Annotated in this window: 13 protein-coding genes; 4 read left to right on the top strand and 9 right to left on the bottom strand. The window is 71.9% G+C overall.

Annotated elements, in window-relative coordinates; all coding sequences use genetic code 11:
- Nucleotides 1-12: 12 nt before the first annotated feature.
- The 6 genes from ACTWJ8_RS00850 to ACTWJ8_RS00825 all read right to left on the bottom strand — a co-directional run bounded on the left by ACTWJ8_RS00850 (nucleotide 13) and on the right by ACTWJ8_RS00825 (nucleotide 5,739).
- Nucleotides 13-876 carry a carbohydrate ABC transporter permease gene (locus ACTWJ8_RS00850; protein ID WP_356382272.1) on the bottom strand — a complete coding sequence of 288 codons (864 nt, stop codon included), beginning with the start codon at nucleotides 874-876 and terminating at the stop codon, nucleotides 13-15.
- Nucleotides 873-1,856: a carbohydrate ABC transporter permease gene (locus tag ACTWJ8_RS00845; RefSeq protein WP_443262374.1), complete on the bottom strand. Its 984-nt coding sequence runs from the start codon at nucleotides 1,854-1,856 to the stop codon at nucleotides 873-875. The genes ACTWJ8_RS00850 and ACTWJ8_RS00845 overlap by 4 nt, the downstream gene beginning before the upstream one ends.
- A gap of 29 nt (nucleotides 1,857-1,885) precedes the next feature.
- A complete protein-coding gene (locus ACTWJ8_RS00840) occupies nucleotides 1,886-3,226 on the bottom strand; it encodes an ABC transporter substrate-binding protein (protein ID WP_356382278.1) in 1,341 nt (446 codons plus the stop codon).
- A 103-nt stretch (nucleotides 3,227-3,329) separates the two neighbouring features.
- Nucleotides 3,330-4,514, bottom strand: coding sequence for a substrate-binding domain-containing protein (locus tag ACTWJ8_RS00835; RefSeq protein ID WP_443262373.1), 1,185 nt, complete (start codon nucleotides 4,512-4,514; stop codon nucleotides 3,330-3,332).
- Between the two features lie 94 nt (nucleotides 4,515-4,608).
- The gene (locus ACTWJ8_RS00830) at nucleotides 4,609-5,421 is read right to left on the bottom strand and encodes an arylamine N-acetyltransferase family protein (RefSeq protein ID WP_443262371.1); all 813 of its coding nucleotides are present in this window, start codon (nucleotides 5,419-5,421) and stop codon (nucleotides 4,609-4,611) included.
- A 69-nt stretch (nucleotides 5,422-5,490) separates the two neighbouring features.
- Complete coding sequence (locus tag ACTWJ8_RS00825) at nucleotides 5,491-5,739, bottom strand: hypothetical protein (protein WP_443262370.1); 249 nt, start codon at nucleotides 5,737-5,739, stop codon at nucleotides 5,491-5,493.
- Between the two features lie 93 nt (nucleotides 5,740-5,832).
- Between ACTWJ8_RS00825 and ACTWJ8_RS00820 the strand changes: the two genes are divergently transcribed.
- Nucleotides 5,833-6,579 carry an MgtC/SapB family protein gene (locus ACTWJ8_RS00820; RefSeq protein WP_443262369.1) on the top strand — a complete coding sequence of 249 codons (747 nt, stop codon included), beginning with the start codon at nucleotides 5,833-5,835 and terminating at the stop codon, nucleotides 6,577-6,579.
- Between the two features lie 22 nt (nucleotides 6,580-6,601).
- Here the strand turns inward: ACTWJ8_RS00820 and ACTWJ8_RS00815 are convergent, their stop codons facing one another.
- Nucleotides 6,602-8,050, bottom strand: a complete 1,449-nt coding sequence (locus ACTWJ8_RS00815; protein WP_443262368.1) for a cytochrome P450 — start codon at nucleotides 8,048-8,050, stop codon at nucleotides 6,602-6,604.
- A 142-nt stretch (nucleotides 8,051-8,192) separates the two neighbouring features.
- Here ACTWJ8_RS00815 and ACTWJ8_RS00810 point away from each other — a divergent pair, with 142 nt between their 5' ends.
- From ACTWJ8_RS00810 to ACTWJ8_RS00800, 3 genes are all read left to right on the top strand, one after another.
- A complete protein-coding gene (locus ACTWJ8_RS00810; RefSeq protein WP_443262367.1) occupies nucleotides 8,193-8,825 on the top strand; it encodes a TetR/AcrR family transcriptional regulator in 633 nt (210 codons plus the stop codon).
- Between the two features lie 72 nt (nucleotides 8,826-8,897).
- Nucleotides 8,898-9,353: a MarR family winged helix-turn-helix transcriptional regulator gene (locus tag ACTWJ8_RS00805; protein WP_443262366.1), complete on the top strand. Its 456-nt coding sequence runs from the start codon at nucleotides 8,898-8,900 to the stop codon at nucleotides 9,351-9,353.
- A complete protein-coding gene (locus ACTWJ8_RS00800) occupies nucleotides 9,350-10,759 on the top strand; it encodes an MFS transporter (protein WP_443262365.1) in 1,410 nt (469 codons plus the stop codon). Before ACTWJ8_RS00805 ends, ACTWJ8_RS00800 begins: the two co-directional genes overlap by 4 nt.
- A 3-nt stretch (nucleotides 10,760-10,762) precedes the next feature.
- On the opposite strand, the gene ACTWJ8_RS00795 is transcribed toward ACTWJ8_RS00800, so the two are convergent.
- Nucleotides 10,763-11,557, bottom strand: coding sequence for a slipin family protein (locus ACTWJ8_RS00795; protein ID WP_443262364.1), 795 nt, complete (start codon nucleotides 11,555-11,557; stop codon nucleotides 10,763-10,765).
- 96 nt (nucleotides 11,558-11,653) lie between these two features.
- Nucleotides 11,654-12,379: a 2OG-Fe(II) oxygenase gene (locus ACTWJ8_RS00790; protein WP_443262363.1), complete on the bottom strand. Its 726-nt coding sequence runs from the start codon at nucleotides 12,377-12,379 to the stop codon at nucleotides 11,654-11,656.
- Nucleotides 12,380-12,436: the final 57 nt, after the last annotated feature.

Here is a 12,436-nt window from a genome sequence, read left to right as displayed (position 1 = left end):
CGCGGGGCTTGCTCACTTGACCGCCCCCGCCGTGAGGCCGGAGCGCCAGAAGCGCTGGAGGAAGACGAACGCGAGAATGAGGGGGAGGACCGCGAGAAGCGAACCCATGATCACCACCGGGTAGTACTCGGGAGAGACGGTCGCCTGACTGTTCCACTGGAACAGACCCAGACTGACCGGGTACAGATCCTGATTCGACAGCATGACCATCGGCAGGAAGAAGTTGTTCCAGATCGTGGTGAGCTGGAAGAGGAAGACCGTGACCAGGCCGGGGCCCAGCATCCGCAGGGCGACCTTGAAGTACGTCGCCAACTCGCCGGCGCCGTCCACGCGGGCCGCCTCCAGCACCTCGTTCGGCACATAGCCCTGCGCGAAGATGCGGCCCAGGTAGACGCCGAACGGGTTGAACAGGACCGGGACGAACACCGACCAGAACGTGTTCACGACACCGGTTGCCGAAGCGATCAGGTACAGCGGAAGCGCGAGGACCGTCTGCGGCACCATCACCGCAGCCAGCACCAGGCCGAACAGCTTCTCCTTGTGCCGGAAGTGGTACTTGTCGAAGGCGTACCCGCAGGCGACGCTGATCAGGGCGCCGAGCGCCGCGCCCAGGACCGCGTACAGCAGGCTGTTGCCGTACCAGCGCGCGTACAGGCCGCCGTCCATCGCGAACAGGTCCTTGAGGTTCTGCACGAAGGAGAAGTCGCTGAGCGACAGGATGCTGCTGCTGAACAGGGCGTCGCGGGACTTCGCCGACGCGAGCACCAGCCACAGGACGGGCAGCAGTGTGTAGAGGACGGAGACCGCGACGACGACGTTGACCGTCGCGCGCCCCAGCGTGCGGGGGCGAAGGAGGGTGGAGTCGGTGGCGCTCATCGGGCGTCCTCCTCGGCCGCGTTGACGCGATTGGTCCAGCGGGTGACCCCGTAGGAGACGGCGATGGTGATGATCAGGAGGATCACGGACGCGGCGGCGGCCAGCGAGTAGTTGTTGCGCGAGAACGCGGCGTCGTAGATGTACATGCTCGGCGAGAACCGGGTGTCCACCATCTGCGACGACTGGTGCAGCAGCATCGGCTCGGTGAACAGCTGGAGCGCCCAGATCAGCGTGAACATCGCGACCATCACGACCGAGGAGCGCACCAGCGGCGTCTTCACCTGGAGCGCGGTGCGCACGGGGCCCGCGCCGTCCACGACGGACGCCTCCAGGACCTCGCGGGGGACCGCCTGGAGCGCCGCGTAGAAGATCACCATGTTGTAGCCGAGGTTCGACCACAGGGCGATGTTCACGATCGACGGCAGCGTCGTGTGCAGGCCGAGGAAGTCGACCTGGATGTCCGCCTTCGCGAACGCCTCGACGACCGGGCTGATGCCGGGCGTGTAGAGGTACAGCCAGATCAGGGCGGCGATGATGCCCGGCACCGCGTGCGGCAGGAACAGGCCCAACTGGGCCCAGGACCGCAGCCGTACGACACCGGAGTCCAGCAGCAGCGCGAGCGCCAGCGAGCCGATCACCATCAGCGGGATGTAGATCACGCAGTACAGCGCGACCGTGCCGAGCCCGGACAGGAACGTCGGGTCGGTGAGGACGGCGGCGTACGAGCGCAGGCCCACGAAGACGCTGCGCTCGGGGCCGAAGCCGAGGCCCGGCTGGTCGTCGCTGAAGAAGCTCAGCCACACCGCGGTGGCCACCGGGATGAGGAAGACCAGCGTGAGCAGGACGAAGAACGGCGTCATGAGGACGCCGGCCGCACCGCCGCGGCGGCGCTTGGCCGCCCGCTGCGCCTTGAACGTGGCCCCGTCGCCCGCCTCCTGCGGGGCGGACGGAGCCGTGGGGGCGTGGGCTGTCGCGGTCATGGGTCACCTGCCTTTCGGGGTGCGGGCGGTCATGTCGAGCGCTGGGTGGTCTTGAGGCCGAGCGCCTTCAGGTCGGGCATGGTGCCGTCCTGCGCGGCGCGCACGGCGGACAGGACGGTGCCGGACCCGGCACCGGCGCGGGCGAACGCGTCCTGCATGACGTAGCCGGTCGCGGTCATCCGCGGCCCCCACGTCCACGGCCCGATCTTGTGGGCCTCGTCCTCGAAGAGCCGGTAGATGTCCTGGCCGCCGTAGTACGCGCGGTTGAACGCGGCGCCGCCCACGGACACAAGGCCGGTCGCCGCCGGGTACTGGCTGCTCGCGCCGCTGGACAGCCGGGCCTTGAGGGCGTCGGGGTGCGACACCTGCCACTCGATGAACTCCATCGCGGCCTCGGGTTTCGAGCTGTTCTTGGTGACGGCGAACGTGGAGCCGCCGTGGGTGCCGAGCGAGGGCCGGTCCGGCGTCCACTGGGGGAGCGGGGCGATGCGCCATAGGTTCTTCTGTTCGGGGCGCGCGTTCATCTGGGCCCCCGCGTCCCACGCGCCGCTCAGCCGGGTGAGCACCAGGCCGTTGCCGATCTGGGCGTCGGCGATGCGGGCGCTGGAGGCGTTGGTGTAGACGAGGTCCTCGTCGATGAGGCGCTGCCAGTACGCGGCGACCTTGCGGGTCGGGGCGTCGGCCATCGACACGTTCCACGCGCCGTGCGAGGTGTCGAACCACTGGGCGCCGGCCTGGCAGGACCACGCGGCGAACTGCGTCATGCCGTCGGTGGGGAACAGCGTCAGCCTGCGGCCGCCGCCCGTGCGCCGCACCTTGCGGGCCAGGTCGGCGAACTCGTCCCAGGTGGTGGGGACGTCGAAGCCGTACTTGTCGAAGAGGTCCTTGCGGTAGTGCATGACCATCGGCTCGATGTCGAGCGGCACGCTGTGCGTGTGCTTCTCGAACGTCGTCTGGTCGAGCGCCTGCGGCAGCAGCTTGCGCCGCAGGTCGTCACTCATGAGCGACGTGATGTCGCGCGTGACGCCGTCGATCGCGAAACCCGGCAGCTGCGGGTACTCGATCGTCGCGACGTCGGGGGCGTTGCCCGCGCGGGCCGCGTTGCTGAGCTTGAGGTAGCCGCCCTGGGTGCCGGACGGGACCTGCTCGAAGTCCACCTGGATGTGGTCGTGCGTCTTGTTGAACTCGTCCACCACCTCCTGGCTGCCGCGCAGTGCGGACCAGAACGTGATGGTGGTCTTGCCTTTTCTGCTGGTGCTGGTGTTGGCCGACGATGCGCTGCCCGTCCCGCTGCAGGCGCCCAGGGCTCCTGTCAGGGGCAGCGCAGTGATCGCGGCGAGCACCGATCGACGGCTTTGTCGACCAGGCATGGGCGCCTCCCGCGGCTCCTGCGTGTTCGAGTCACGGGAATACTGATCGCTTCACGGGAGGCGGTCAATAGATCGATCAGAAGAAAACGAAACGGTCAAACGCTCACTGCGCGGCGGGGGTTGAGGGGTGCGGATCGCGGACCGGCGCGGAGCGGGTCGAACCGCGCACCTTGAGCGTCGGAAGCAGCTCCACCCGCTGGGCGGGCCCGACCGCGCCGCCCGCCGCGCGCCGCCCGAGACGGTGCAGCAGCAGCTCGGCCGCCGCCCGGCCCACCTCCGCCTTCGGCGGCGACACGGCGGTCAGCGGCGTGCTGCCGAGCCCGGCGACCACGTCGTCGTACGCGATGGCGGAGCAGTCCTCCGGGACCCGCATGCCCGCGTCGCGCAACGACTGGACCAGCATCAGGGCATCGACGTCGCCGTGCAGCAGGGCGCCCGTGGCCCCCAGCTCGGCCATCAGGGACGGCAGTTCGAGCGGCTTCTCCTCGTGCTCCCGCTCCGGCTCGGGAACCGCGGAGGGGGAGCTGAGGGCGACCGCCCACTTGTCGACCAGCGGATGCTCGGCGGCGATCTCGGCGAACGCGGCCCGCACCGCGCGCGCCGTCGGGCTGTCGTCGCGCGCCGCGAGCACGATGCGGCGGTGGCCGAGGTCCGTGAGGTGCTCGACCGCGAGGTGCACGCCGTACCAGTGGTCGGTGCACACGGTGTCCACGGCGTGCAGCGCGCTGCCCCGGCGCGGCCTGCGCTCCATGACGACGGTCGGCACGTCCACGCGCGCGAGCCAGGTGTAGTCGGCCTCCTCGGTGGTGAGGCTGCGCCAGCGCGGGGCGACCAGGAGACCGCGCGCGCCGTCCGCCAGCGCCCTTTCCACCAGCGGCTGTTCGGCGCCGGGCGCGGCCGGCGCGATGTGCAGGGCGATCCGCACCCCGGCCTCCTCGAACGCGGTGCGGGCGCCGTGCAGCATCTCGTACAGATACGCGTGCCGCTCGGGCACGACGACCGCCACGGGCCCGCCGTCCGCCGCCGGATCGGCGGCATCGGCGCCCGCCGCCGGCGTCCGCCCGCCCTGCCGCGCATGGTCCCCGCCCTCGTCCTGCTCCGGCAGGATGGGGCGGGCGACCCCGTGGCCGCGGCGCAGCTTGCCCGCGCGTGCCAGCTCCTCCACGTCGCGGCGGAGCGTCACCACCGACACCGCGAGCTCGTCGGCGAGATCACTGACCCGCGTCGCGCCGCGCGCCTGCACGGCGGCGAGGATCCGCTGCCGCCTGAGATCGACCGGTTCGCGCATGCTGATGGCCCCCTCGTAACCGCTGGTTCCGCTGTTCGTTTGAGCGTTTCGCTGAACGCTTCGGCCGAGCATAACCAGCGGTCGGTGCCGGGCGTCAGACCTCGGCGGGATTCGGCTCCGGCGGCAGCCGATCGAGGACGATGCCGAAGTGCTGGTCGTAGACCTCGAGCACGGCGGCATCGGTGGGCAGCTCGGTGCGCGTGCGGCGCCCGCCGACGGTCGTGGTGAGCGTATGACCGCTGAGGGTGATCCGGCCGTCCTCCGTGAGCCGCGAACAGACCAGGGACCGGGTGAAGTGGGACGCGGGGGAGGTGCGGTGGTACCAGGCGCCCGCCTCGAAGTCCCGCAGCGCGCGCGGGCGTTGTTCGAGCAGGTACTGCGGATCGCCGTCCCGCAGCACGAGGAAGTCGGTGTCGGCCGCCCCGTCCACCGTGCCCGCCGCGCCGTCCTCGATGCGGAACACGCCGTCCGGGTCCCGCTGCTCGCCCCGCTCCTCGTACGCCAGCGGGTAGTGCGTGTGCGTGCCGAAGCCGACGTCCGCGAGCCACGTCGCCCCGTCCGCGGTGCGGACCCGCAGCGCCATGTGGTCGTACGGGATGCCGAGCCGCCCGTCGCCGCCCGGGACCCGCGCCTGGAGCGGTGTCACCTCGAAGCCGAGGGCGTCGAGCAGCGCGCCGAACGCGCCGTTGAGCTCGTAGCAGAAGCCGCCGCGGCCGCGGTCGACCAGCTTCGCCACCAGCGCGTCCGGATCGAGGACGATCTCCTCGCCCAGGTGCACCGACAGGTTCTCGAACGGCACGGCGCGCAGATGCGCCAGGTGCAGGGCGCGCAGCGCGTCGGAGGTCGGCGCCGCGGGGCGTGCGGCGCCGATGCGGTGCAGGTACGCGTCGGTTCGGCGGTGGTCCATGACGGCAGTCTCGCAGGGGCCGGGGGATCGGCACCGGTGCGCCGCCGTCCGCGCGCCGGACGGCCGGGGTCAGGGCGAATCGGCCTCCTTCCCCAGGCCGTAGATCCGCTCGAGCAACCACCCCTCGTTTCCCGCGAGACCCGCCCTGCGCAGCGCCTCGTCCGCCTCGGCGATCGGCACCGTGAGCACCGCGGCCGTGGCAGGCGGCTCGGAGGAGGAGAGGGCGGCGCGCGCCGTGTGCATCAGGCGCAGACAGGCCTGCGCCGCCGCCAACTCGGGGTTCATCGTCAGCTGTCCGTGATTCCTGGTCCCGTTCATGGGTCCACTCTTGCGCATGGGTCTGACAATCCGGCGGCGACGACGCGGGGCTACCCTCGGGAAGATCCACCGGATGGAGAGGAGGGCCCGCCGTTGTCGGCCCCGCTCGCGTACTCCCTGTTCGACCCGGCCGCCGGACAAGGCCCCAGACAGCTGGCCGAGTTGGGCCTCGCGCTGGTGCTCTCCACGCTGATCGGCGCCGAGCGCGCCGTGCAGCAGAAGAGCGCCGGGCTGCGCACGCACACCCTCGTCGGCGTGGGCAGCGCGCTGTTCATGGAGGTGTCGCAGCACGGCTTCAACTCCGTGCTCGGCATGGACGGCGTGGGCCTCGACCCCTCGCGCGTCGCCGCCCAGATCGTCTCCGGCATCGGCTTCATCGGCGGCGGCCTGATCTTCGTACGCCGGGACGCGGTGCGCGGACTGACCACCGCGGCGACCGTCTGGCTGACCTGCGCCATCGGGATGGCGTGCGGCGGCGGACTGCCGCTGCTCGCGCTCGCCGCGACCGCCTGCCACTTCCTGGTCGTGCGCGGCTACCCGTGGCTGACCCGCCGGGTGCCGGCGCTGGCGACCGGGCGTCGCACGGGCCTGCACCTCTCCTACCGGGTCGGCTCCAGCGTGCTCACCCGCGTTCTGGAGGAGTGCACGAGCCGCGGATTCCGCGTCGTCGAACTCCGCAACGACAGCACCGACTGGGACGCAGGGCGGGGCCGCAGCGCCACGATGGCCGTCCGCATGGAGATCGAGGGCGCCGCCGACGTGCCGGAACTCGTCGGCGTGCTCGCGGAGTTGGAGGGCGTCCTGGACGTGGCGTCGCTGGCGTCGGCCCAGGACGAATGACGGCGCCCACGGCCGCCCGGGTTCACCGGCGCGTCAGGTGCAGGCGCAGCCCGCGCGGCATCAGCGTCAGCCGCTCCGCGATCGCCAGCCGGTAGCCGGGCTCGGGCGCCAGGTCGTAGCGGCGCAACAGCAGGCCGAGCACCAGCGTCGCCTCGTGCAGGGCGAACTGACGCCCGATGCAGGCGCGGGCGCCGGTGCCCCACGGCTTGAAGACGTGCCCGGGACGGGCGCGCACCGCCTGTGGCGTGAAGCGCTCCGGGTCGAAGGTCTCCGGGTCCTCGCCCCACACGTCCGGGTCGCGGTGCAGCATGGTCGTGAGGACGAGCGCCCATGCGCCGCGCCGCATCGGGTGCCTGCCGCCGAGCGTGGTGTCCGCGACGGCCTCGCGCGCGAACGCAGGGGCGGTCGGCCACAGCCGCAGCGACTCGTCGAGGACCCGCCGCAGATAGCGCAACTTGGCGACCTGCTCGTACGCGGGGACGTCCGCGTCGCCCCAGACGCGGTCCACCTCCTCCTGCGCCTTCTTGAGCACCTCGGGGTTCTGCGCGAGGTAGTGCAGCGCGAAGGACAGCGCGCCCGACGTCGTCTCGTGCCCTGCCACCAGGAACGTGATGACCTGACGGCGGATGTTCTCCGGCGCGAGCCGCTCCCCGGTCGCCGGGTGCGTCACCTCCAGCATCCGGTCGAGAAGGTCGCCCGGACCGCCGTCGGACGCGCGCCGCGCCTCGATCACCTCGTCGACCGTGCGATTGAGATAGGCGCGGTCCGCCGCATTGCGCTTCTCGGCGCCGCGCAGCAGGACGGACAGCAGCGGCGGCACCACATTGCGGCGCTGCGCGAAGGTCAGGGCGCCCACCATCGCCGTCACGAACGGGTGCGGGCGCTCGCGCTCGAACGACCCGAAGTCGTACCCGAACCCGGTCCGGGCGATCGTCTCGAGGGTCAGCTTCGTCATGTCGCCGGGCACGTCCACGGTGCGGCCCGCGGCCTCGCTCGCGTCCCACGACGCCATCAGCTGACCGGCGACGTCCAGCATCAGCGGGTGGTAGCCCGCCATCGCGTCGCGGCTGAAGCCCGGCGCCAGGATGTCGTGCGCCAGCTGCCAGTTCGGCTCGTGGTTGTACGCCGTGAACAGCCCGTCGCCCGCCAGCGGACGCAGATTGGCCACGCCGAGGCCGACGTGCTTGGCGAACCGGGACTCGTCGGCCAGCTCCGCCGCGAGCTCCGAGCCCCACACGAACACGATCTCCTTGCCGAAGCCCTTGCGCCGGAAGATCGGCCCGAGCTCGGCGGCCAGCTTCATGGAGTCCTGGAGCGGGGAGCGGACGTTCGCGCCGACCACGTCACCAATGAACGGCACACGCCGCGGCGGATGCGGGATCCGGTCGAGGCGCGGCCAGCCCTGCTCGGCGCTGCGGAAACCGCGCGGCAGCGGGGCGGTCGCCTGCGTCACCTGCGGAGTCGTCGTCATTGTGGCCATCTCCCTTGCCCCGAAGCCCTGTTGGGGCACCCGGATCACACTGTTGGACGTGGATTCAACAACGCGCCACAGTCTGTGCCTGTTATTGAACTCACGTCAAGTAAGGCGAGGGGAGTCGAGTAGGGTGCGGGCCATGACCAGGGAGCGAGGGGCAGCGACGGCACCCGGGGAGCCCACGCGCACCCGGCGCAGGCTCAGCACCGAGGAGCGCCGCGAACAACTGCTCGCCGTGGGGGCCAAACTGTTCGCGCAGGCCCCCTACGGCGACGTGTGGATCGAGGAGGTCGCGGAGATCGCCGGCGTGTCGCGCGGGTTGCTCTACCACTACTTCCCGAACAAGCGGGACTTCTTCGCCGCCGTCGTCCAGCGCGAGAGCCACCGGATGCTGCGGCTGACCGCCGCCGTCCCCGGCGTCCCGGTACGCGACCAGATCGGCTCCGGCCTCGACACCTTCCTCGAGTACGTCGCCACGCACGCGCACGGCTTCCGGGCCTTCCACCGCGCCGAGGCGGCGGGCCACCCGACCGTGCGCGCGGCCTACCAGGAAGGGCTCGCCGCGCACGAGGAGCAGATCATGGCCGCCCTCGCGGCGGACCCGCACATCGCCGACAGCCTCCCGGCGCCCGAGGTGCTGCGGCTCGCCGTGCGCGGCTGGCTCGCGTTCCTCGTCGCCGTCTGCCTCGACTGGCTCGACGCCGCCGAACTCACCCGGGAGCAGGTCCGCGATCTGTGCGCGCGAGCACTCGTGGGGGCGATCGGGCTCTGAGCCCGCCGCAGCGGCCGTACGGTTTGGAAGGCTAACTTGCAAGGCTTCCTGTCCATCTCGTACGGTGGCGGCATGTCAGGAACGCAGCCCGCCGCGGGGCAGGAACCGCCCACCGAGCAGATCGCCGCCGATCTCGCCACCGTCGTCGGCCGGCTCTCCCGCCGGCTGCGCACCGCGTCCCCGGACAGCCTGCTCACCCCGACCCAGCGCTCCGTCCTCGCCCGCCTGGAGACCGAGGGCCCCGGCACCACCGCCGCCCTCGCCCGCGCCGAGTACGTCCGCCCGCAGTCCATGCGGCTCACCCTCGGCGCCCTGGAGGAGCAGGGCTTCGTCTCCCGCGCCCCCGACCCGAACGACGGGCGGCAGTCCGTCGTGTCGATCACCGAGAGCGGCCGCGTCACCCTCGACGCCGTCCGCGCCGCCAAGCACGGCTGGCTCACCCACGCCCTCGCCGAGGAACTGGACGCCGACGAGCGGCGAGCCGTCGCCGAGGCGACCGCGCTCCTCGAACGGCTGGTGCGCAAGTGACCCACGGCGTGGGAGACCCGGCCGTCGTCACCGACACCGGGAAGGCCGCCGCGCCGCCGCGCGGATTCCGGGCCCGGCTCACCGCGCCGCTGCTCCTCGGCTCGGTGCTCAACCCGCTCAACACCACGATGATCTCCACCGCCCTGGTGGCGATCGGGCACGACTTCGGGATCGGCGCCGCCGACACGGCCTGGCTGATCTCCGTCCTCTACCTCGCGAGCGCCGTCGCCCAGCCCGTCCTCGGCAAGCTCGCCGACACCCTCGGCCCGCGTCGCGTGTTCCTGTCCGGGCTCGTCGTCGTGTGTCTCTCCGGTGTCGTCGGCGCCCTCGCCCCCGCCTTCGGCTGGCTGATCGTCTCCCGGCTGCTCCTCGGCATCGGCACCTCCGCCGCCTACCCGGCCGCGATGGCCGTGCTGCGCGACGAGGGCCGCCGCGTCGGCCGCCGCCCGCCGCGCCCCGTCATGGCCCGGCTCTCCTTCGCCGCGCTCGGCAGCTCCGCCGTCGGCCCGACGTTGGGCGGACTGCTCGTCATGCTCGTCGGCTGGCGCGGCATCTTCGCCGTCAACGTTCCCGTCGCGGCCATCGCGTTCGGCGCCGCCCTGCTGTGGATCCCGCGCGACCCGCCGCGCTCCACCGACACCGAAGCGGCGCCGCGCCCCGCCCTCGACCCGCTCGGCATCGGCCTGTTCACCACGGCCCTGACCGTTCTCGTCTTCTTCCTGCTCGACCTCTCCGACCCCGTGTGGTGGCTGCTCGCCCCCTTCGTCGTGATCACCGGCGTCCTGGTGTGGTGGCAGCTGCGCAGCAAGGCGCCGTTCATCGACGTCCGGATGCTCGCGGGGAACGGCCGGCTCGCGCGCACCTACCTGCGCCACGGACTGAGCTATCTGCTCATCTACTGCGTGATGTACGGCTTCACGCAGTGGCTGGAGGAGGGCCGCGGCTACTCCTCCGGGCACACCGGGCTCCTGATGCTGCCGATGTCCCTCACCGCGCTGGTCTGCTCGCTGCTCGGTGCCCGCACCAAGGGCATCCGGGCCCCGCTCATCACCGCGTGCGTCCTGCTCACCGCGGGCGCCGGGCTGCTCGCCTTCCTCGACGGGGACACGCCACTGGCGCTGCTGCTGGTCGCGGGCGCCTGCTTCGGCATCCCGCAGGGCTTCGTCGGCACCTGCAACCAGGCGGCCGTCCAGGAGTACGCGCCCGCCGCCGACATCGGCGCCGCCGCCGGCCTCCAGCGCACCGCGCAGTACATCGGCGCCATCACCGCGTCGAGCCTGATCGCCCTCGCGTACGGTCAGCGCGCCTCCGACGGCGGTCTGCACCTGATGGCCGGGGTCTCCGTCGTCCTCGGCGTCCTGCTGGCCGTGCTCACCGTGACGGACCGGGCGCTGCGCAGGAGTTGAGGCTCAGCGCGCGACCGGCGGGGCCGCGGGCCGCGCGGACTGCTGGGCCCGCTCGAGGAACCGCAGCAGCTCCACCGGGAACGGCAGCACCAGCGTCGAGTTCTTCTCGGCGGCCACCGCCACCACGGTCTGCAACAGCCGCAGCTGGAGCGCGGCGGGCTGCTCCGACATCTGCTTCGCCGCCTCCGCGAGCTTCTTCGACGCCTGGAGCTCGGCGTCCGCGTTGATGACACGCGCTCGGCGCTCACGGTCCGCCTCCGCCTGCCGGGCCATCGAGCGCTTCATCGACTCGGGCAGCGACACGTCCTTGATCTCGACGCGGTCGATCTGCACGCCCCAGCCCACCGCCGGGCTGTCGATCATCAGCTCCAGGCCCTGGTTGAGCTTCTCCCGGTCGGCCAGCAGATCGTCCAGCTCGCTCTTGCCGATGATGGACCGCAGCGACGTCTGCGCCATCTGCGAGACGGCGAACCGGTAGTCCTCGACCTGCACCACCGCGTTCGCCGCGTCCACCACCTTGAAGTACACGACGGCGTCGACCCGTACCGTCACGTTGTCCCGCGTGATGCCCTCCTGGGCCGGCACGGGCATCGTCACGATCTGCATGTTGACCTTGCGCAGGCGGTCGATGCCCGGCACCACCAGCGTGAACCCCGGCTCGCGCACGCTGCCCGCGAGCCGCCCCAGGCGGAACACGACACCCCGCTCGTACTGCTTCACCACGCGGGCCGCGGCCGCCGCGTACACCAGACAGACGCAGAGCAGGGCCACGCCCGCCGTCACGAGTTCCTGGACCATGACGACACCCCCAGGTGTCCGAATCCACCGCTTAATCAACGATATGCCCGGCGTGGCAGTGCAGTCGAGGGGTGCCCGTGGCCGGTGTTCCCGGGCTCATTCGGCGTCGTGCAGCACGAGCCCCAGCGTGTGCCGCCGGCCCGAGCGGACCGTGCTCACTCCGTGTCGCATCGGCCCGTTCGACCAGCCGCGCGCCGAACGCACCGGTCGGTCACGCGTCGTGAACACCAGGGCGTGCCCCTGGAGCAGCGTCGTGGCGTACCCGCGCGACTGGGCGCGCGCCCGCTGCTCGGTCAGCAGGAACTCGCCGCCGGTGAAGTCCGTCCCCGGCTCGTCCAGGCCGATCACCACCTGCAAGGGGAACACCGACTCGCCGTAGATGTCCCGGTGCAGGGCGTTCCAGTCGCCAGGGCCGTAGCGCAGCAGGATCGGCGTCGGCCGGGTCTGGCCCGCCGCATGGCACCGCTCAAGCCACTCGTCGAGCGTGTCGGGCCACGGCGCGGGCCGCCCGAGCCGCCGCGCCCACTCCCGCGCCACCGGCAGCAGCCGCGGGTAGAACGCCGCGCGCAGCTCCCGTACGAGATCGGGGAGCGGGTGATCGAAGTAGCGGTACTGCCCGCGCCCGAAACGGTAGCGCTCCATGTCGATCGTCGACCGGAACCGGCTCACGTCGTCGTAGAGCGCGGAGATTTCCCGGCACTCCTCGGCGGTGAGCACGGGGTGCGGTGTGAGCGCGTGCCCGAACGCGTCGATTTCGGTGCCGAGCCCCTCCCAGTCCAGGGCGTCGACGCGGGCCCACGGTGTGGTCGTACTGGCGGTCATGGCGGTGCGTCTCCGTACGTCGTCGACGGTGGTCAGACTCCAGGCTCGCCCTGTTGC

The organism is Streptomyces sp. SDT5-1, assembly GCF_052245995.1.
In the GTDB taxonomy this organism is placed as follows: domain Bacteria; phylum Actinomycetota; class Actinomycetes; order Streptomycetales; family Streptomycetaceae; genus Streptomyces.
Note: the sequence above shows the minus strand (reverse complement) of the source record. Positions and strands in the feature narration are given on the sequence as shown.

Bases quoted from the DNA above. Each gene is read 5' to 3' on its own strand.
- ACTWJ8_RS00850 (WP_356382272.1), bottom strand. From the start codon at position 876: ATGAGCGCCACCGACTCCACCCTCCTTCGCCCCCGCACGCTGGGGCGC.
- ACTWJ8_RS00845 (WP_443262374.1), bottom strand. From the start codon at position 1,856: ATGACCGCGACAGCCCACGCCCCCACGGCTCCGTCCGCCCCGCAGGAG.
- ACTWJ8_RS00840 (WP_356382278.1), bottom strand. From the start codon at position 3,226: ATGCCTGGTCGACAAAGCCGTCGATCGGTGCTCGCCGCGATCACTGCG.
- ACTWJ8_RS00835 (WP_443262373.1), bottom strand. From the start codon at position 4,514: ATGCGCGAACCGGTCGATCTCAGGCGGCAGCGGATCCTCGCCGCCGTG.
- ACTWJ8_RS00830 (WP_443262371.1), bottom strand. From the start codon at position 5,421: ATGGACCACCGCCGAACCGACGCGTACCTGCACCGCATCGGCGCCGCA.
- ACTWJ8_RS00825 (WP_443262370.1), bottom strand. From the start codon at position 5,739: ATGAACGGGACCAGGAATCACGGACAGCTGACGATGAACCCCGAGTTG.
- ACTWJ8_RS00815 (WP_443262368.1), bottom strand. From the start codon at position 8,050: ATGACGACGACTCCGCAGGTGACGCAGGCGACCGCCCCGCTGCCGCGC.
- ACTWJ8_RS00810 (WP_443262367.1), top strand. From the start codon at position 8,193: ATGACCAGGGAGCGAGGGGCAGCGACGGCACCCGGGGAGCCCACGCGC.
- ACTWJ8_RS00805 (WP_443262366.1), top strand. From the start codon at position 8,898: ATGTCAGGAACGCAGCCCGCCGCGGGGCAGGAACCGCCCACCGAGCAG.
- ACTWJ8_RS00795 (WP_443262364.1), bottom strand. From the start codon at position 11,557: ATGGTCCAGGAACTCGTGACGGCGGGCGTGGCCCTGCTCTGCGTCTGT.
- ACTWJ8_RS00790 (WP_443262363.1), bottom strand. From the start codon at position 12,379: ATGACCGCCAGTACGACCACACCGTGGGCCCGCGTCGACGCCCTGGAC.